Consider the following 16864-nt stretch of genomic DNA (forward strand, 5'->3'; position numbering starts at 1 on the left):
CGGGCGTAACCGCTATTGTTTTAATAGCTGCCAGCGCTCGTCCTGATTGCCTTGCAGGCCATTTTTATACTCAAATGAGGCGGATGCAGCCCTCTCCGGGGCTGTTTCAGCTGCGCAGGTCGGGTTGCTCAGTGCAACTGCAGCGCGGGCCAGCCGCGCTCAGTCCCAATCGCTGCCAGCGTCGCATCGGCATTCACAGTCACCGGGTGTTTCACGGCTTCCAGCAGCGGCAGGTCGTTGATGGAATCGCTGTAGGCGGTGGTTTTGCAATCCTTGAAGCGCAGGCCGCGTGCGGTGAGCCAGGCATGCAGGCGCTCGACCTTGCCTTCGCGCATGTTCAGCACGCCGGTGGTGCTGCCGGTGAAACGGCTGCCCTGCATCTCGGGCTCGGTGGCAATCAGGTGCTCGATGTCGAAGTAGATGGCCGTGAGCTCGGTGATGAAGCGGTTGGTGGCCGTCGTCATGACCACCAGGTCGCCGGCTTCCAGGTGCTTGTCGACCAGCGCGATCGCGGCTGGCGTGATGCGCGGCACGACCCATTTGGCCAAAAACTCCTGCCGCATGGGCTCCCACTCCTGGGCGGTGCGACCTGCCAGGGTGCCCACATAAAAATCGGCAAACTCCTTCAGGCCCACGGTGCCCGCCTTGTAGCGCGCTGCCATGTCGGCGTTGCGTGCGGTGAATTCCGTCCTGCCCAGGTAACCCTTCTCGATCAGGAAATCGCACCACAGCACATCGCTGTCACCGTTGAGCACGGTGTGGTCCAGGTCGAAGAGGGTGAGCTTCATGCTCAGGATTGACGGAGATGCCAAGCCTTTGGCCGGGTGAATGTCTGGATGCCGTAGGTGGACAAGGTCAGGCCGACACCGGAATCACCGTAGCCGCTCCAGGGGAGGCGCGGGCTGACGCGGTCGCAGCAGTTCCAGTAAACACTGCCGGCGTTGACCTGGGACAGCAGCGTCCTGGCGCGCTTTTCGTCGGGCGTGAAGACGCCGGCGGTCAGGCCGTAGCGTGTGTCGTTCATGAGTTTGACGGCCTCTGCGTCGCCCGATACCTTCTGGATGCCGATAACCGGCCCAAAGCTTTCCTCGCGCATCAGCTCCATGCTGTGGTTGACGTTGCTGAACACCGTGGGTTCATACCAGGTGCCAGGTCCAGCGCCGCGCTTGCCACCTGCCAGCAGGGTCGCCCCTTTGGCTTTGGCATCGGCGACCTGGGCATCCAGAACCTCCAGCTGCGGCGCGCGGGTGATGGCGCCGATGTAGGTGTCTTCGCTCATCGGGTCGCCGGTCTTGAAAGTCTTCACGGTGTCCACAAAGGCGGTAACGAACGCGTCGTAAATTTTTTCATGCACGTAGATGCGCTCAACCGAGCAGCAGCTCTGGCCGGTGTTGTACATCGCGCCATCGGCCAGTGATTCGGCGGCGTTCTTCACGTTGGCGTCTTCGGTCACGTAAGTAGGGTCCTTGCCGCCCAGCTCCAGCTGCAGCTTGACCATGCGCGGGCCGATGGCTTTTGCGATCTTTGCACCGGTGGCGTAGGAGCCGGTGAAAAAGAGGCCGTCCACCGGCTGCTCCATCAACGCCGCACCGACTGCGCCGCCACCGATCAGCAGCACAAACACGTCTTGCGGAACACCGGCCGCATGCAGCAGGCGCGCGATGGCCTGGCCCGTCATGGCCGCATATTCGGAAGGCTTGTAAAGCACGGCATTGCCTGTCAGGAGCGCGGGAATGAACACATTGCCGCCGACAAACCAGGGGTAGTTCCAGGCCGAAATATTGGCGACCACGCCCAGCGGTGTGTGCTCGATCTGCTCGGTCATGCCGCCATCGGAAAACACGGTCTGCGTGGCCGTGGAGGCATCAAGCTCTGCCAGGAAAAAATCAATACGGCCAAGCAGGCCGTTGAGTTCATTGCGTGACATCTTGATCGGCTTGCCGGTTTCTCGCGTCATGACGGCCGCCAGGGTGTCGAGCTCTGCAACGATGCCGGCACGAAAGCGCGTGATGCAGGCCTTGCGCTCGGCCACAGGCACGGTGGCCCACGTAGCCTGCGCGGTGCGCGCCTGCTTTGCCTTGGCAGCAACGGAAGCCGCGTCGTCCGCAGGCAGTTCGGTGATCATCTCACCTGTGGCGGGGTTATGAATGGCGAGTTTGGTCATGTTTATTGGCTTTGCTTTTGGCCGTCGCTACGGCGGTGAGGAAATCATCGAGTACGGCGGCGTCGTCAATCGTGTCGGAGCCGGGTTTATGGAATTCGGGATGCCACTGGGTGGCGGCGATGTAGCTCTTGGTTTTGTCTTTGCGGCGTATCGCCTCCACGATGCCGTCGTCCACGCTGAAAGCCTCGGCTTCAAACTCGGGCGACAAGTCCTTGATGCCCTGGTGGTGGATGCTGTTGACGCGCACGCGCTCCACGCCGGGGTACATGGCGGAAAGCCTGGAGCCCTGCACGATGTTCACGCTGTGAAAGTTCTGGTCGTAAGTGACGGCGTCGCGGTGAACGAAGGAGTCAGGCACCTGCGTATTGATGTCCTGGTAGAGCGTGCCGCCGAATGCAACATTAAGCAATTGCAGGCCGCGGCAAACGCCAAACACCGGTTTGCCGGCTCTTTCAAACGCGGCTACCAGTGCCTTGTCGTATTCGTCACGCACACGGTCGCCCGACCATTTTTCTTCCAGCGGCTCCTCGCCGTAACTGCCCGGCCAGACATCGGCGCCGCCGTGCAGCACCAGGCCGTCCAGCCACTGCGCGTAATGTTCATAGGTCACGTCGCCGCGCTGCGTGCTGCCCGTCGGGCAAGGCACCATGACGACCATGGCGCCGGAAGACATCACCCAGTGGGCAATCGACTGTTCGACATACTGCAGCGTCTTGCCGGTGAAGAAAGAGCGGGTTGGGTCGGCATGCGAGAAACACGCTGACAACCCAATCTTGAGACGACTAGCGGCGATCATGCGAGTACCCTTCTCAAAAGTGATCGTTCTGTTCTGCCCAAGCCGGGGCCGCGGAACCGGCTTTGCCGGGCCGCAGGCGCAGCGGCCCCCGAGGGGCTGGAGTCCGCGGCTCCGAGCCTGCCTGCGCAGGCTTGGACGGGCGACAGAGGCGAAGCGTCCCGCGAGCCGCGGCCTGCAAGGCCTCGCGCATTACACGAAGTCGAAGACGCAGTGAAAAGCGTGGGGGCCACATTCATAAGGCGGCCTCGAACAATCGCTGGAAGTCCTCAGCCTTGCAGGGCCGTGGATTCGTCTGGTGGCAGATGTCGGCGGTGGCGATCTCGACCAGGCGCGGCAGGTGTTCACGCTTGACACCGTGGGCCGACAGCGGGCCGGTGATGCCGACGCTCTCCTTGAGCTGCTTGAGCCAGGCTACAAAAGCTTTGCCACCGCCGGCCACGCCACATACGTGGGCCAGCTCGTCAAATTTGGCGGGCGCCGATTCGTAGTTCCATGCCAGCACCGTGTCGATCATCAGCGCATTGGCCAGGCCGTGGTGCAAGTCGCAGACAGCGCCCAGCGCGTGGGCACATGAATGCACGGCGCCCAGGTCTTTCTGGAAGGCGATGGCGCCCATCATGGAGGCCATCATCATGTCGCTGCGAGCCTGCAGGTTGGAAGGTTCCTTCACGGCCTTGAGCAGCGCATGCGCCGCGATGCGCGTGCCTTCGAGTGCAATGCCGTCGCACAGCGGGTGATAGGCCGGCGAGAGGTAACTTTCGATGTTATGGGTGAGGGCGTCCATGCCGGTGGCGGCCGTGACGGCGGGCGGCAGGCCCAACGTGAGTTCGGGATCGGCAAACACCACTTTCGCCAGAATTTTTGGGCTGAACACCACGCGCTTCAGGTGCGTGTCGTTTTCGCTGACCACACTGGAACGGCCGACTTCGGAGCCGGTGCCCGAGGTGGTGGGCAGGGCCACGAAGTAAGGCAACTCATTGACGATGGGCCGTACCTGCGGATGGTCCCAGACATATTCAAGGATGTCGCCTTCATGGGTGGCGGCGATACCGACCACCTTGGCGACGTCAAGTGCTGCGCCGCCGCCAAATCCAATCACGCAGTCGGCCTTGTGCGCCTTGTAGGCTGCGGCACCGTCCATGACCTGGCTGCAGGTCGGGTTGCCAAACACGCCCGAGAACACCGCCACGTCCAGGCCGGCCATGTGGGTCCTGAATTCGGCCAGAACGGGCAAGGCGCCCAGCGCTTTGTCGGTCACGATGAGCGGGCGTTTACAGCCCGCTTCTTTCAGGGTGTCGGCGACGAGCTTGCGCGCGCCTGCGCCGAACTTGATGGTGGTGGGGAAGGAAAAACCGGTGATGCTCATAGTGGTGCGACCTGGAAGTACATGTGTTGTTTGCCGTAAGAGACATTGTTGACCCGAATCGCGTCGGGCTCTATGCCGAAGGATTTAAACCCGCATTTCTCGTAGAGTGCCGTCGCCTCGCGGTTGCCGGCGGTGACCGTCAGCACCACGAGCTCCACGCCGCCGGCGCGTGCCTCCTCCAGCACCTTGCCGACCAGCGCCCGGCCTATGCCATGCCCCTGGTATTCGGGCGCGACGTACATCGCAACCAGCGTGGCCTTGTGACGGTTCTTCAGCCGCGTCTCCCGGTTCAGCCCTGCCACGCCGGCCATCGCGCCGTCCAAAAAGGCGGCCCACATGACGGTGTCGCCGGCGGGTGAAAGGCGCTTTTCGGTGTCGGCCAGCACGCGCAGGTTTTCTTCCTCAAAGCTGGAGGTGAACGCGTCCGCGTGCTCGCGCAGGCCGCGCAGGCGGAATTCGCGGTAAGCGGCGGCGTCGGGCACGGTCAGCCTGCGGATCAGGAGGTCAGATGATTTCAAAATAGCGTTTCATTTCCCAGTCGGTGACGGCGTCCAGCCATTGGCGCCATTCCCACTCGCGCGTTGCCGCGAAGTGATCCACGAAAGTATCGCCCAGCCAGTCGCGCGCGATGTCCGATTTCTGGAAAATACGTGTGGTTTCGATCAGGGTGCGCGGTGCGCGGGCAATGTGTTCGGCTCCCTGGTTGGTGCCGGTGATCGGCGCGCCCAGCTTGAGGCCTTTTTCGACGCCGTCCAGTCCCGCAGCGATGACGGCAGCCATCGCCAGGTAAGGGTTCACGTCGGCGCCAGGGCAACGGGTTTCCAGCCGGGTGGCTTTGGCGCTGCCCGCGATCACGCGGAAACTTGCAGTGCGGTTGTCCATGCCCCAGGTCGGCTTCACAGGCGCCCAGAAGCCGTCGACCAGGCGCTTGTAGCTGTTGATGGTGGGCCAGATCATGGGGCCGAACTCCATCATGCAGGCGACCTGGCCGGCGACGTAGCTCTCGAACAGCTTGCTCATCTTGCGCGGGTGCTTTGCGTCGAAGAACAGATTGGTCTTGCCGTCCGACAAACTCTGGTGGATGTGGCCGCTGCAGCCCGGCAGCTGCTGGTGGGGCTTGGCCATGAAGCTGGGCATGATGCCAAAACGCGAGCCGATCTCTTTGGCGCCGGTCTTGAACAGGATGGCGCGGTCGGCCTGCTCCAGTGCCTCGCTGAAGCCAATGGCTACTTCATACACGCCCGGCCCGGTTTCGGTGTGCAGGCCTTCGATCGGGATGCCGAAGGCCAGCATCTCGTCCATGATGGCGTTGAAGAAATCCTGGTTCTCGTTCATGCGCAGCAGCGAATAGCCGAACATGCCGGGCGTGAGTTTTTCGGCCCCCACGCCGTTTTTCGCGGCCCAGCTGTGCGGCGTTTCCAGGAAGTTGAACCATTCGAACTCCATGCCCGTCATGGGCATGAAGCCCATTTTTTCGGCGCGCTTGAGCACGCGCTTGAGCGTCTGGCGTGGGCAGACGGCGTGTGGCGTGCCGTCGGCATTCACGAATTCACCCAGCACAAAGGGCACGTTGTTGTCCCAGGGAACATGGCGTGTGGTGGCCAGGTCCAGCCGTGCCAGCGCATCCGGAAAGCCGTGCTGCCACCCTGTCACCGAGGTATTGTCGTAGCAGTTGTCCATCATGTCCCAGCCCAGCACCACGTCGCAAAACCCAAAGCCCCCGGCGGGGTAGGGTTCGGCCGCACCGAAGAATTTGTCTTTGTGCAGGTACTTGCCGCGCAGCACGCCGTCGATGTCGCTGACGGCAACCTTCATCTTGTTGGCGCCCGACTTGCGCAGCATCTCCAGGGCTGGATGGGGTGCGGAGGATTTGGTGGCTTTTTTGGGCATGGTCGTGGGCACCTTGTGGTTTTAGGGGTGGGCGCTTGCCCGGCCTTTTTCGGCCAGGCCAATCGCAAATTCTTCTTCCGGCGAGAGGATGAGCCGGTGCCGGCCCATTACTGCGAAGTAGCTGATGCCGATGGCAAACCACAGCGCCACCCACAGCACGCCCACGCGGTAGATCGGGTCGCTGAGCTGGAAGTAAATCGTGACCAGCGCGATGACCAAAGTCAGCACCGCACCCGCAACGCCCAGCGGGCTGCGGTAGGGGCGCTCCATATTCGGCAGCTTGCTGCGCAGCCGAATGAACGACAGCGCCTGCATCACATAGGAGAACATGGCGCCGAACACCGCCATGTTGAGCAAGGTGCCGCCGATGACGGCCGAGCCTTTGTCAACGCCCAGCGAAAACCACAGCACAAACATGACCACCAGCGCCACCACCGAGCCGACGATCATGGCGATGTGCGGAGTCTTGCGGCTGCCGTGCGTGACGGACAGTGCCGAAGGAAAGTACCCGGCGCGGCTTAGCGAATAGATCTGCCGGCCCTTGGCAAAGATGATGGTGTGAAAACTCGCCACCAGGCCCAGCACGGCCACCAGCGCCAGTATCTTGGCGATGCCGTTGCCGTAAATTGCCTTGAAGCCGTCGAGCAGCGGCTCACCCGAGGTGCTCAGCGCGTGCGAGCCTATGCCTGCGACCGAGGGGTTGAGCCAGAGGATCATGAAGGCCGAGAGGATGAGCGTGAAGATGCCGGCAATGATGCCGCGTGGCATGTCACGGCGCGGGTCCACCGACTCTTCAGCCGCCAGCGGTAGCTGCTCGATTGCCAGGAACAGCCACACCGCAAATGGCAGCGACGCCAGCACGCCGGCGAAGCCCAGCGGCAGGAAGGGGCCGCGGCCCTCGGGCAGCACGGCGCCGCCGGCGCCGACATTCATGGCCCAGCGTGCGAAGTCGATCTTGGGAAAGGCGCTGATCCAGAACGCCACCAGGCAGGCAAGCGCCAGCAGCGTGACGGCCAGTGTGATCTTGAACGACAGCTCGACGCCGATGATGTTCAGCCCGATGAAGACGATGTAAAAACCTATCCACCACAAAGGCTGCCAGGCCGGTGGTGTGCCGAAAATGCTGCCCATGTAACTGCCGATGAAGAACACGATGACGGCCGGCGTCAGCACGTATTCCACGTTTTCGGCCAGCCCCGTCAGGAAGCCGCCCCAGGGCCCCATGGCGGTGCGTGCAAAAGAGTACGCGCCACCAGTGTGGGGCAATGCGGGTGACATCTCGGCCAGCGAAAAGGTCAGGCCAAGATACATCACGGAGATGATGATGGTGGCCAGCAACATGCTGCCCCAGCCGTTGGCCAGACCCAGGTTCCAGCCGGCGAAGTGGCCGGAGATCACGGCGCCAACGCCGAGTGCCCAGAGCGACCAGACGCCGGCATAGCGGCGCAGCCCCCTCTTTTCAAAATAGCTGCCGTCGACTTTCGCGTATTGCACGCTGGAACGTTCTGACATGGTGGCTCCCTATAGGTTGCAAGGTTGAGGGCCCGGTGGGGCTGTCTTGCATCGTAGGGCGAGCGTAGGTGCGCTGAAATCCCATTTCGGCAAGTAACGCAGCGAGATTGAGCTTAAGGAGATGGCGAGTAAGTCGAAGTGTTTCAAAGCGTTGCTTGCACACGGCACGAATCCTGCAAGAATGCGGCCATGGTCCACACGCCTGACACTCTCCAGCCAGCCCTGCTGTCCCGCGCGTCGTTCGCCGACGCAGACGAGCAGGCGGCGGCACTTACGGGCTGGAACCAGAGCTACCTCCAGCTGTCTCGCGGCGCCTTTGGCGGCGAGGTGCGCCAGCTGGAATTCGCGGGCCTTCGCCTCTTTGTGGAAAGCCTGCGGGAGTCGGTGTACCAGACCGGACGGATACGCGATGGTGCCCTGGCCTTGGGGCTGCCGCTCCAGGTCGAAGGCCCCAGCGTTTTTTGCGGCGCGCCCAGCGACGCAGGTGCATTGCATGTGTTTTCGGGGGCGTCGGGTTTTGAGTTCCGCTCTTCCCGGCGTCATGTGATGCTGGGGCTGGAGCTTGACGAAGCGGCCTGGCGCCGCTGCGGCGAGCATGACCCGGCGCTGCAGGCCCGGCTCGGTGCGCAGGCAGGGTTGCGCCGGCTGGATGGCGCGGCGCAGGCGGGGCTCAGGCAGTGCCTCACCGGTGTGCTGGATACGGTGGAGGCGGCCCCTGCGCTGCTGCAGTCGCCCGCCGTGCAGGCTGCGATGCTCGACAGCGTGGTGGAGCAGCTCGGCCGCGTTCTTGCGCCCGCGGGTAGCGCGGACGCTGTCGGCACTCATGGGCATTGGACGCTGACGCGACGTGCCCGCGAACTGGTGCACGCGCAGCTCGATCAGCCGCCCACGGTGCTGGCGCTGTGCGAGCAGCTCGGCGTGAGCCGGCGGACCTTGCAAAACGGCTTCCAGACAGCGCTGGGCATCAGCCCATTGGCTTATCTGCGCGCCGTGCGCTTGAACGCGGCCAGGCAGGCATTGAAGACCGCTACGTCCGTGACGGCGGCTGCAACGCACCTGGGGTTTTGGCATTTTGGTCATTTCGCGCACGACTACCAGCAAATGTTTGGCGAACTTCCTTCTGAGGCGTTTCGCCGAAGTCACTAGGCCCCCACGGTCGCTCACTTCGTGTAGCTCCCTGCCCCCCGAGGGGGCCGCCCGCCTGTGGCCCGGCAAAGCCGGTTCCACGGCTCATGCTTGTAAAGAGACGTTCTCAGGGCCTACGCTCCGTGCGCGTGGGTTGCCGGTGCGGCGGATGTGATGCCCATGTCCTGCAAGGCGCCCGCCACAGCCAGCACGGCCTGTTCGATCTCATTCGGGCCGATCGCACCGATGCAGCCCACCCGGAAAGTTTCCACCTGCGTGAGCTTGCCGGGATATAGGACAAAACCGCGATCTCGTGCAGCGGCATAGAACTTCTTGAACTCGTAGCGGGTGTCGGCTGGCGCGTGGAAGGTCACGATGATGGGTGCCTGGATGGCCGGGTCCAGGAAGGGCTTGAAACCGAGTTTCGCCATGCCCGCAATCAGCGTGCGGTAGTTGCTTTCGTAGCGCGCCAGGCGCGCGGGCTGGCCGCCTTCTTCCTCGAATTGCGCAATCGCCTCGGCCAGCGCCACCACCACATGGGTGGGCGGCGTGAAGCGCCACTGCGTGGTTTTTTCCATGTAGGCGTACTGGTCGTGCAGGTCCATGGCCAGCGACTGGCTGCGACCGGCACAGCCGTCCAGTACGGCCTTGCGGATGAAGACAAAACCCATGCCGGGCACACCTTCAAGGCATTTTCCGCTGGCCGCCACCAGTGCGTCGAAATGCACCTTGCGCGCATCGATTTCTATCGCGGCGAAGGAGCTCATGGCGTCCACCAACAGGCCCTTGCCATGGGTTTTGCAGACGTCGGCCACTTCCTTCAGCGGGTTGAGCACGCCCGCGCCTGTCTCGCAGTGGATCAGCATGACGTGGGTGATGCTGGTGTCGGCTTCCAGCATGGCGTCCAGTGCGGCGGGAGAGACCTGTGCCGCTTCGTCGAAGGGCATGATGGTGCAGCGCCGTCCCATCAGCGTGGTGAGCCTTGCCGCGCGTTTGCAGTAGGCGCCGTTGTCCATCACCAGCACGTGACCGTCCCGCGGCACCACGGTGGCCACTGCCGCTTCCACGCTGAAAGTACCGCTTCCCTGAAGCGGAACGACGACATGCGAATCCTGCCCGTGGATGACGGCCAGCAGGCTTTTGCGCACACTCGCCGTGACGGCGTTGAAATCGCTGTCCCAGGAGCCCCAGTCTTTCAGCATCGCGAGCTTGGTGCGCAGGGTGGTGGTCAGCGGCCCGGGGGTGAGGAGGATTTTGTCTCTGTCCATTTGTTATGCCTGTGGTCTTCGTTGCGGGCGATTCAATTCAGTCGGGCCGGGTATCCCTGCAGGAATATGGGCAAATCCATGCCTGGGGGGCGCGCCGGAACCTGGTAAATCATGTCGGCCACGTAGCCCCGGTGGTAGGTTTTGTGGTTGACGACATGCAGCAGCATGTCTCCCCGTGTCATGGCACTCGCGTCGCCATCGATGAACGTGAAATGCACGATTTCGTCGAGTGCCTCGACGCTCAGGGTGTCCGCGTATTCGATGTACCAGGTGTCGATTTGCCCCTGAGCTGCCCACAGCGCTTCCAGTGTGGGAGTAGCCTCTGTGTTGCGGGAGCTGAAGCCATGCGGCCGCCCCTGCAGGTGCGCCTGCCAGATGAGATCCACCACATAGGCGTGGTTCAGCGTACGAAGCATGTTGCCAAAGCCTGTCGCGCGCGGTGCCAGGAGTTCAGCTGCAGGAAGTTGCTTTAATGCGCCGAACAGGCGGTCGTTGGCCCACGCGTTGTAACGTGTGAGCATGCGGATGTTGCGCTGGGCTGTCATGAAGCTCCTAGCGCGAGCTGGTTCGCCATGCCTGCGTACGGCGGTTTACCCACCAGGCCAGCGCCATGAAAAGCAGGGTTGCAATCGTTGATGCCATACCGATCAGGACGGCCATGGCTGCGGCGGCGCCCATTTCGCCGGCTTCATCCAGGTTCAGGATGGCGATCGACGCAACTTTGGTTTCGGGCGAATAGAGAAACACCACGGCAGAGATGGTGGTCATGGCGTTGATGAAGAAGTAGCGCGCGATGTCGACCAGCGCCGGCGTGCAGATGGGCAGGGTGACGCGCCAGAAGGTCTTGAAGAAGGGTACCTTGAGCGAGGCGCTCACGGCTTCAAATTCGCCATCAAGGCTCTTGAGTGCGGTTACGGCCGTCAGGTGGCCGGTGGTGTAGAAGTGCACGATGGTGCACAGCGTAAGCAGGGTCAGCGTGTGGTACAGGCCGTTCAGCGGATTGCCGGGCGCATTGAAAAAGAAGATGTAGCCCAGTCCCAGCACCAGGCCGGGCACGGCCATGGGCAACATGGCCAGCATGCGCACAAAGCCGCGCAGGCCGTCCATGCCTTTGGTTTTTTCGAGCAGGTAGGCGCTGCAAAACACCAGAGCGGTGCCGAAGAAGGCCGTGCCCGCCGCCATCTTCAGGCTGTTGAGAAAACCGACGCCGACTTCCGCGTCGATCAGGCCCATGGTGTAGTGGCGCAGGCTGGGCGTGAGGTTGTAGGGCCAGAAGCTGGCGAAGGATGCGAACACCGCCATGCCCAGCATGGCCAGCACCAGGAAGGCGATGGCGCAGCAATACAGCGTCATGACCCGGTCGTAGCCGCGCGAAGGCGTGGGCCGGTAGGGCACGGCACGCGCCGTCAGCATCGCGGTCTGGCGCTTGCTGACGTAGCTGTCTACCGCGAATGTCAGGACGGCGGGCGCCAGCAGCAAGATAGCGACCACTGCGCCCTTGGCGAAATCCTGCTGGCCGATCACCAGCTTGAAGACGTCGGTGGCCAGCACATTGAAGTTGCCGCCTATCACCTTGGGAATGCCGAAGTCCGTCATGACCAGCGTGAAGGTGACGAGCGCCGCGGAAATAAGGCCGTACTTGGCACCGGGCAGCGTGATGGTGAAGAACTTGCGCCTGGCGCTGGTGCCCATGGCATTAGCCGCCTCGTACAGCCGAGCGTCGGACAGGCTGAGCGCGGTGACCAGAATCATCAGCGCATGCGGAAACACCGCAAAACATTCGGCCACCACAATGCCGGGCGCACCATAAATCTGGTCGATGCCGATACCCTGCATCCAGCCTTTGAGCACCCCCTGGTTGCCAAACCAGTAAATCAGCGAAATGGCCGACAGGAGGGAGGGGGCCAGCAGGGGAACCAGCGTGATGCCGCGAAACAGCGCCTTGTATTGCATGCACGAACGGGTCAGCGCATAGGCAAAACCAAACGCCAGGGGTACCGCAATCAGGGTGACGGCGCCTGAAATCCAGAGGCTGTTCCACAGGCTTTCGAGCAGTGCCGGCGTTTTGGCGTACTCGATGAAATTGTCAAGCCAGATGAAATCCCCGGCCTTGTCCTGCACGGCCTGCTGCAGGATGGCCAGCAACGGGGCTGCCAGAAACGCTATCAAAATAATAGCTGCCAGCGCAAGGGCAGCATAGGCCAGGTGGTCAATCCAGTGCACACGCTGCCGCACCAGGGGCAAAGCAGGAGGTGTATAGACGGGCATCAGAACACCTTGATGCGCTCTGGCAGCAATTTGAGGGGGAGGGTCGAGCCGACCTGCAAGGATTGCTCCGACAGGAAATTGAGCGAGAGGTAAACCGTGAGCTTGTGGGTGCCCAGTGCAGGAGAGGCCACGTGAACGTGGCAGAAGGAGCCGAGGAATTCGATTTTTTCGATGGTGGCGTCGAACACATGGGCGTCATCCGCTGCAATGGGCCGGGCCAGCACATCTTCAGGGCGCAGGTAAACCTTGACCTCGCGGTCGGCTCCGTCGCAAGGCAGGCACATGGTGCCGAACCTCATCTGGCTGCCGCTGACATTCGCTGGCATGACATTGACCTTGCCGACAAAATCCGCCACGAACGGCGAAGCCGGCTCGCGGTAAATTTCCATCGGTGTTCCCACCTGTTCGATCAGGCCGTGGTTCATCACCACAATGCGGTCGGCGACGCTTAAAGCTTCTTCCTGGTCGTGCGTCACCATGATGGTGGTCACGCCCAGTTTTTGCTGCAACGCGCGGATTTCCTGGCGCAGGCGCACGCGCTCCAGCGCATCGAGCGCCGACAGGGGTTCGTCCAGCAGCAGCAAGCCTGGCGAGGTGGCCAGCGCGCGTGCCAGCGCAATGCGCTGCTGCTGACCGCCCGAGAGCTGGCTGGGATATTTCGCCTCGCTGCCCGGCAGGCCCACCAGCTTGACCAGCTCGCTCACGCGTTGGGCCGCTTCAGCCTTGGGTGTCTTGCGGTTGACCAGCCCATACGCCACGTTGTCGGCCACACTGAGGTTGGGAAACAGCGCATAACTCTGGAAAACGATGCCGTAGTCGCGCAGCGCCGGCGGCAGCCGCGAGATGTCGCGCCCGCCCTGATGCACTTCACCCGAGGTCTGCACTTCCAGCCCGGCAATGATGCGCAACAACGTCGTCTTGCCGCAACCCGAAGGCCCCAGAAAGCAAACGAACTCGCCCTTGCGGATGTCCAGGTTGATGTCTTGCAGCGCGGTGAAGGCGCCGAATTCCTTGCGGATATGGCGCAGGTTCAGAAAGGTGTCGTTGTTCATTCGTGGGTCATACGTGTATTACCTGAACGGTCGCGCCAGCGCAAAGGGCAAGCGGCGGCGTGGAACCGGCTCCGCCGGGCCACAGCGGCCGTCCCCCTGAGGGGGAGACGGCGGCCAAAGGCCGCCGACAGGGGGCTACTTCTTCTCTGTTTTGGAGTTATAGCGCTTCGTCCACTCATTCAAAATGCGCTCGCGGTTGTCTGCTGCCCAGCTGAAATCCATCTTGACGAGGCGGGCCTCATAGTCTTTTGGCACATTGGCCAGCGGCGGCGCCAGTCCGGGCTGCGCGGTGATCGCGAAGTTCTTGCCGTACAGCATCATGGCGTCCTTGCTCGAAGCCCAGTCAGCCAGTTTCTTGGCGGCGTCCAGTTTCTTGGTGCCTTTGTGAATGGCAAAGGCTTCCAGGTCCCAGCCCAGCCCCTCCTTGGGGAACACCAGATCGATCGGTGCACCCTTGGCCTTGTTGGTGTTGCCGCGGTATTCAAACGAAATGCCCGCCAGAAATTCTCCGGAGGCGGCCATGTTGCAGGGCTTGGAACCCGAATGGGTGTACTGCGCGATGTTTTCGTGCAGCGCGTCCATGTACTTCCAGCCGCCGCCCTTGCCGTCCTTGTCGCCAAAGAGCGTGAGCCAGGCGGTCACGTCGAAGTAGCCGGTGCCGCTGGAGGCGGGGTTGGGCATGACGATCTGACCCTTGTAGATAGGTTTGGTCAGGTCCTGCCAGGTCTCGGGTGTAGGGATGTTTTTCTTCTTGGCTTCGACGGTGTTGAAGCACACGGTGGCACCCCACACGTCCATGCCGAACCAGGCGGGAACTTTCTTCTTGTCACGGTACTGGCTCATGATGCCGTCAAGGTTGATCGGCGCGTAGGGTTCGAGCATGCCCTGCTTGTCGAGCAGGGCCAGGCTGGAGGCAGCCACACCCATGATGGTGTCGGCCTGGGGATTGGATTTTTCGGCGAGCAGCTTGGCGGTGATCACACCGGTCGAGTCGCGGACCCACTTGATTTCGATATCGGGGTAGACCTTGTTGAAGCCCTCTTGATAGGCCTTGATCTGGTCTGTTTCCAGCGCGGTGTAGACCAGCAACTGGGTCTTCTGGGCGAATGCGCCGGTGGAGGCGGTGAGCAGGCCAAAAAAGCCGATAAGAGCGATCGCCTTTGGCAGGGATTTGAGATGGGTAGCCAGCTGCATAAAAAGTCCTTTGTGAAAAACCTGCAATGTTGTGACCTGTTCGTGTCGGGGCAGTGACACTGCGATGACCAACCTGTGTTCAGGTCATATCAACCCAGCTCAATATTTATTTAACGCTGCCCCTTTTATCTTGTCAATTGTTTTTTGCAGATTGTTGACAATCCTGTGTTTTGTGCTTCAATGCAGGGCATGAATGCCGTGTTCCATCCCACTATCGCGCTGTTGCAGACCAGTTCCCTCACCACGGTGGTGCAGCAGGAAATCGAGCGCGCCATTCTTGTTGGCGAATACGAACCGGGCAGCAAGCTCATTGAAGCGGCGCTGGCCGAAAAAATGGGCGTCTCCCGTGGGCCGGTGCGTGAAGCCTTCCGAATGCTGGAGGAAGCTGGCCTGGTGCGCAACGAAAAAAATCGCGGCGTCTTCGTGCGTGACATTCCCATCGAGGAAGCCGTCGAGATTTTCGACCTGCGCGCCGCGATGGACGAACTCGTCGGCCGCCAGCTCGCCAGGAACATCACGCCGGCCCAACTCAAGGAAATCCGGGGCCTCGTCGACTCGATGGAAAAGGCCGTCAAGGCAGAAGACGCCTACAACTACCACCTGCTTAACCTGAAATTCCACGACCGGCTGGTGGAAATGGCAGGCAACAGCAAGCTCACGGCCATCTATCGCAAGCTCATCAAGGAGCTGTCGCTGTTCCGGCGTCTGAACCTGGCCGACGGCTGGCTCATGCCGATTTCGGCCAATGAGCACAGGCAGATCGTCAAGGCCATCGCCTCCGGTGACGCGGACGTCGCAGGCCGGGCCATGTACGACCACGTGATCGAAAGCAAGGAACGCACGATTGAAAACGACCTGCGGCGTCAGGCGCGCCTGCAGGCCAGCCCGGCTGCCCGTGCGGCACAGGCCAGGGCGTCGCACCTGGTCGATGACGACATCGCAAAAGGCCCAGAGAAAAACATGGACAAGGGAAGGCTCCAACGTGGCAGTCGCTGATAAAAAGACCGAAGTGAAAGTCAATGGCCGGGCATACAGGCTGCCGACCCAGCCCGTCGTGGTGGTGTGCGTTGACGGCTGCGAGCCCGATTACCTGGCGCAAGCCGTGGCCGCCGGCCACATGCCGTGGCTCAAGCGCACCCTGGCGCTGGGTTCTGGCCTGACGGGTGATTGCGTGGTGCCCAGCTTTACCAACCCCAACAACCTGTCCATCGTGACGGGCGCACCGCCCAGCGTGCACGGCATCTGCGGCAACTACCTGTTCGATACCGCCACCGACACCGAGGTCATGATGAATGACCCCAAGTGGCTGCGCGCGCCCACCCTGCTGGCGGCCCTTGCGGACGCGGGCAAGTCCCTGGCGGTGGTCACAGCCAAAGACAAGTTGCGCAAGTTGCTGGGCCACAAGATGAGAGGAATCTGCTTTTCGTCCGAGAAGGCCGACCAGGTCACGCTGGAAGAAAACGGCATTGAAGATGTGCTGGGCCTGGTGGGTCAGCCGCTACCCAGTGTCTACAGCGCAGACTTGTCGGAGTTCGTGTTTGCGGCCGGCGTGAAGATCATGCAGAAATACAAACCCGATGTGATGTACTTGTCGACCACCGACTACGTGCAGCACAAGCACGCGCCCGGCACCGACGGCGCCAATTCCTTCTACCGCATGATGGACGGCTATATGCAGCAGCTCGACGATCTGGGCTGCGTGATCGTGCTCACGGCCGACCATGGCATGAACGCCAAGGTCGCCATGGACGGCACGCCCGACGTGATCTACCTGCAGGACTGGTTTGACAGCTGGCTGGGCGCGGGCGTTGCGCGTGTGATTCTTCCGATCACCGACCCCTATGTGGTGCATCACGGCGCGCTGGGATCCTTCGCCACGATCTACCTGCCCGAGGGCACGAACATCGAGGCCGCCCGCAAACGGCTGGCGGCGCTCAAGGGCATGGAGCTGGTGCTTTCACGTGAGCAGGCCGCCGAGCGCTTTGAACTCCCTGCCGACAGGATCGGCGACATTGTGGCGGTGTCTGAACGCTTCACCGTGATCGGCACCTCAGCCTCGCGCCACGATCTCTCTGCGCTCGAAGTTCCGCTGCGCTCGCACGGCGGCATGAGCGAGCAGCGTGTCCCGCTGATCGTGAACCGGGACTTGCCGGGCCTGAACCGTAACCGGCGTTTTCGTAACTTCGATGCCTTCGACCTGGCGCTCAATTACGCCCAATAGATATCCGG

The 16864-nt window shown here is 62.1% G+C and carries 15 protein-coding genes; 3 read left to right on the forward strand and 12 right to left on the reverse strand.

Going from position 1 to position 16864, the window contains the following annotated elements:
• Window positions 1-128: 128 nt before the first annotated feature.
• The 7 genes from AC1D13_RS14520 to AC1D13_RS14550 form a co-directional block, all read right to left on the reverse strand.
• A complete protein-coding gene (locus AC1D13_RS14520; RefSeq protein ID WP_457282045.1) occupies window positions 129-788 on the reverse strand; it encodes an HAD family hydrolase in 660 nt (219 codons plus the stop codon).
• 2 nt (window positions 789-790) lie between these two features.
• Entirely contained in the window at window positions 791-2164 is a 1374-nt protein-coding gene (locus AC1D13_RS14525) for an aldehyde dehydrogenase family protein (protein WP_477667714.1), read from the reverse strand.
• A complete protein-coding gene (locus AC1D13_RS14530; RefSeq protein WP_457282047.1) occupies window positions 2142-2960 on the reverse strand; it encodes a gamma-glutamyl-gamma-aminobutyrate hydrolase family protein in 819 nt (272 codons plus the stop codon). The genes AC1D13_RS14525 and AC1D13_RS14530 overlap by 23 nt, the downstream gene beginning before the upstream one ends.
• 232 nt (window positions 2961-3192) lie before the next feature.
• Window positions 3193-4326: an iron-containing alcohol dehydrogenase gene (locus AC1D13_RS14535; protein WP_477689788.1), complete on the reverse strand. Its 1134-nt coding sequence runs from the start codon at window positions 4324-4326 to the stop codon at window positions 3193-3195.
• A complete protein-coding gene (locus AC1D13_RS14540; RefSeq protein WP_477689789.1) occupies window positions 4323-4844 on the reverse strand; it encodes an N-acetyltransferase family protein in 522 nt (173 codons plus the stop codon). The genes AC1D13_RS14535 and AC1D13_RS14540 overlap by 4 nt, the downstream gene beginning before the upstream one ends.
• Window positions 4831-6216: a glutamine synthetase family protein gene (locus AC1D13_RS14545; RefSeq protein ID WP_477670574.1), complete on the reverse strand. Its 1386-nt coding sequence runs from the start codon at window positions 6214-6216 to the stop codon at window positions 4831-4833. The genes AC1D13_RS14540 and AC1D13_RS14545 overlap by 14 nt, the downstream gene beginning before the upstream one ends.
• Before the next feature lie 21 nt (window positions 6217-6237).
• A complete protein-coding gene (locus tag AC1D13_RS14550; protein WP_457282051.1) occupies window positions 6238-7728 on the reverse strand; it encodes an amino acid permease in 1491 nt (496 codons plus the stop codon).
• Between the two features lie 189 nt (window positions 7729-7917).
• Between AC1D13_RS14550 and AC1D13_RS14555 the strand changes: the two genes are divergently transcribed.
• Window positions 7918-8874: a helix-turn-helix domain-containing protein gene (locus AC1D13_RS14555; protein ID WP_477667718.1), complete on the forward strand. Its 957-nt coding sequence runs from the start codon at window positions 7918-7920 to the stop codon at window positions 8872-8874.
• 113 nt (window positions 8875-8987) lie between these two features.
• Here the strand turns inward: AC1D13_RS14555 and AC1D13_RS14560 are convergent, their stop codons facing one another.
• The 5 genes from AC1D13_RS14560 to AC1D13_RS14580 form a co-directional block, all read right to left on the reverse strand.
• On the reverse strand, window positions 8988-10121 hold the full coding sequence (locus AC1D13_RS14560) for a 2-aminoethylphosphonate--pyruvate transaminase (RefSeq protein ID WP_457282053.1): 1134 nt from the start codon (window positions 10119-10121) through the stop codon (window positions 8988-8990).
• A gap of 32 nt (window positions 10122-10153) precedes the next feature.
• On the reverse strand, window positions 10154-10666 hold the full coding sequence (locus AC1D13_RS14565) for a DinB family protein (protein ID WP_457282054.1): 513 nt from the start codon (window positions 10664-10666) through the stop codon (window positions 10154-10156).
• A gap of 7 nt (window positions 10667-10673) precedes the next feature.
• Window positions 10674-12389, reverse strand: a complete 1716-nt coding sequence (locus tag AC1D13_RS14570; RefSeq protein WP_457282055.1) for a putative 2-aminoethylphosphonate ABC transporter permease subunit — start codon at window positions 12387-12389, stop codon at window positions 10674-10676.
• A complete protein-coding gene (locus AC1D13_RS14575) occupies window positions 12389-13441 on the reverse strand; it encodes a putative 2-aminoethylphosphonate ABC transporter ATP-binding protein (RefSeq protein WP_457282056.1) in 1053 nt (350 codons plus the stop codon). The genes AC1D13_RS14570 and AC1D13_RS14575 overlap by 1 nt, the downstream gene beginning before the upstream one ends.
• Before the next feature lie 135 nt (window positions 13442-13576).
• The gene (locus AC1D13_RS14580; RefSeq protein WP_457282057.1) at window positions 13577-14635 is read right to left on the reverse strand and encodes a putative 2-aminoethylphosphonate ABC transporter substrate-binding protein; all 1059 of its coding nucleotides are present in this window, start codon (window positions 14633-14635) and stop codon (window positions 13577-13579) included.
• 189 nt (window positions 14636-14824) lie between these two features.
• Between AC1D13_RS14580 and AC1D13_RS14585 the strand changes: the two genes are divergently transcribed.
• Both AC1D13_RS14585 and phnA read left to right on the forward strand, forming a co-directional pair.
• Window positions 14825-15631, forward strand: a complete 807-nt coding sequence (locus tag AC1D13_RS14585) for a phosphonate utilization associated transcriptional regulator (RefSeq protein WP_457282058.1) — start codon at window positions 14825-14827, stop codon at window positions 15629-15631.
• Complete coding sequence (phnA, locus tag AC1D13_RS14590; protein WP_477667723.1) at window positions 15618-16856, forward strand: phosphonoacetate hydrolase; 1239 nt, start codon at window positions 15618-15620, stop codon at window positions 16854-16856. The genes AC1D13_RS14585 and phnA overlap by 14 nt, the downstream gene beginning before the upstream one ends.
• Window positions 16857-16864: the final 8 nt, after the last annotated feature.

The sequence above is a fragment of the Polaromonas sp. P1_E12 genome, from assembly GCF_056405975.1.

Excerpts from the sequence above, each read along its gene's own strand:
- AC1D13_RS14530 (WP_457282047.1), bottom strand. The coding sequence starts at position 2,960 with ATGATCGCCGCTAGTCGTCTCAAGATTGGGTTGTCAGCGTGTTTCTCG.
- AC1D13_RS14525 (WP_477667714.1), bottom strand. The coding sequence starts at position 2,164 with ATGACCAAACTCGCCATTCATAACCCCGCCACAGGTGAGATGATCACC.
- AC1D13_RS14550 (WP_457282051.1), bottom strand. The coding sequence starts at position 7,728 with ATGTCAGAACGTTCCAGCGTGCAATACGCGAAAGTCGACGGCAGCTAT.
- AC1D13_RS14585 (WP_457282058.1), top strand. The coding sequence starts at position 14,825 with ATGAATGCCGTGTTCCATCCCACTATCGCGCTGTTGCAGACCAGTTCC.
- AC1D13_RS14575 (WP_457282056.1), bottom strand. The coding sequence starts at position 13,441 with ATGAACAACGACACCTTTCTGAACCTGCGCCATATCCGCAAGGAATTC.
- AC1D13_RS14545 (WP_477670574.1), bottom strand. The coding sequence starts at position 6,216 with ATGCCCAAAAAAGCCACCAAATCCTCCGCACCCCATCCAGCCCTGGAG.
- AC1D13_RS14565 (WP_457282054.1), bottom strand. The coding sequence starts at position 10,666 with ATGACAGCCCAGCGCAACATCCGCATGCTCACACGTTACAACGCGTGG.
- AC1D13_RS14570 (WP_457282055.1), bottom strand. The coding sequence starts at position 12,389 with ATGCCCGTCTATACACCTCCTGCTTTGCCCCTGGTGCGGCAGCGTGTG.
- AC1D13_RS14535 (WP_477689788.1), bottom strand. The coding sequence starts at position 4,326 with ATGAGCATCACCGGTTTTTCCTTCCCCACCACCATCAAGTTCGGCGCA.
- AC1D13_RS14560 (WP_457282053.1), bottom strand. The coding sequence starts at position 10,121 with ATGGACAGAGACAAAATCCTCCTCACCCCCGGGCCGCTGACCACCACC.
- AC1D13_RS14520 (WP_457282045.1), bottom strand. The coding sequence starts at position 788 with ATGAAGCTCACCCTCTTCGACCTGGACCACACCGTGCTCAACGGTGAC.
- AC1D13_RS14580 (WP_457282057.1), bottom strand. The coding sequence starts at position 14,635 with ATGCAGCTGGCTACCCATCTCAAATCCCTGCCAAAGGCGATCGCTCTT.
- AC1D13_RS14555 (WP_477667718.1), top strand. The coding sequence starts at position 7,918 with ATGGTCCACACGCCTGACACTCTCCAGCCAGCCCTGCTGTCCCGCGCG.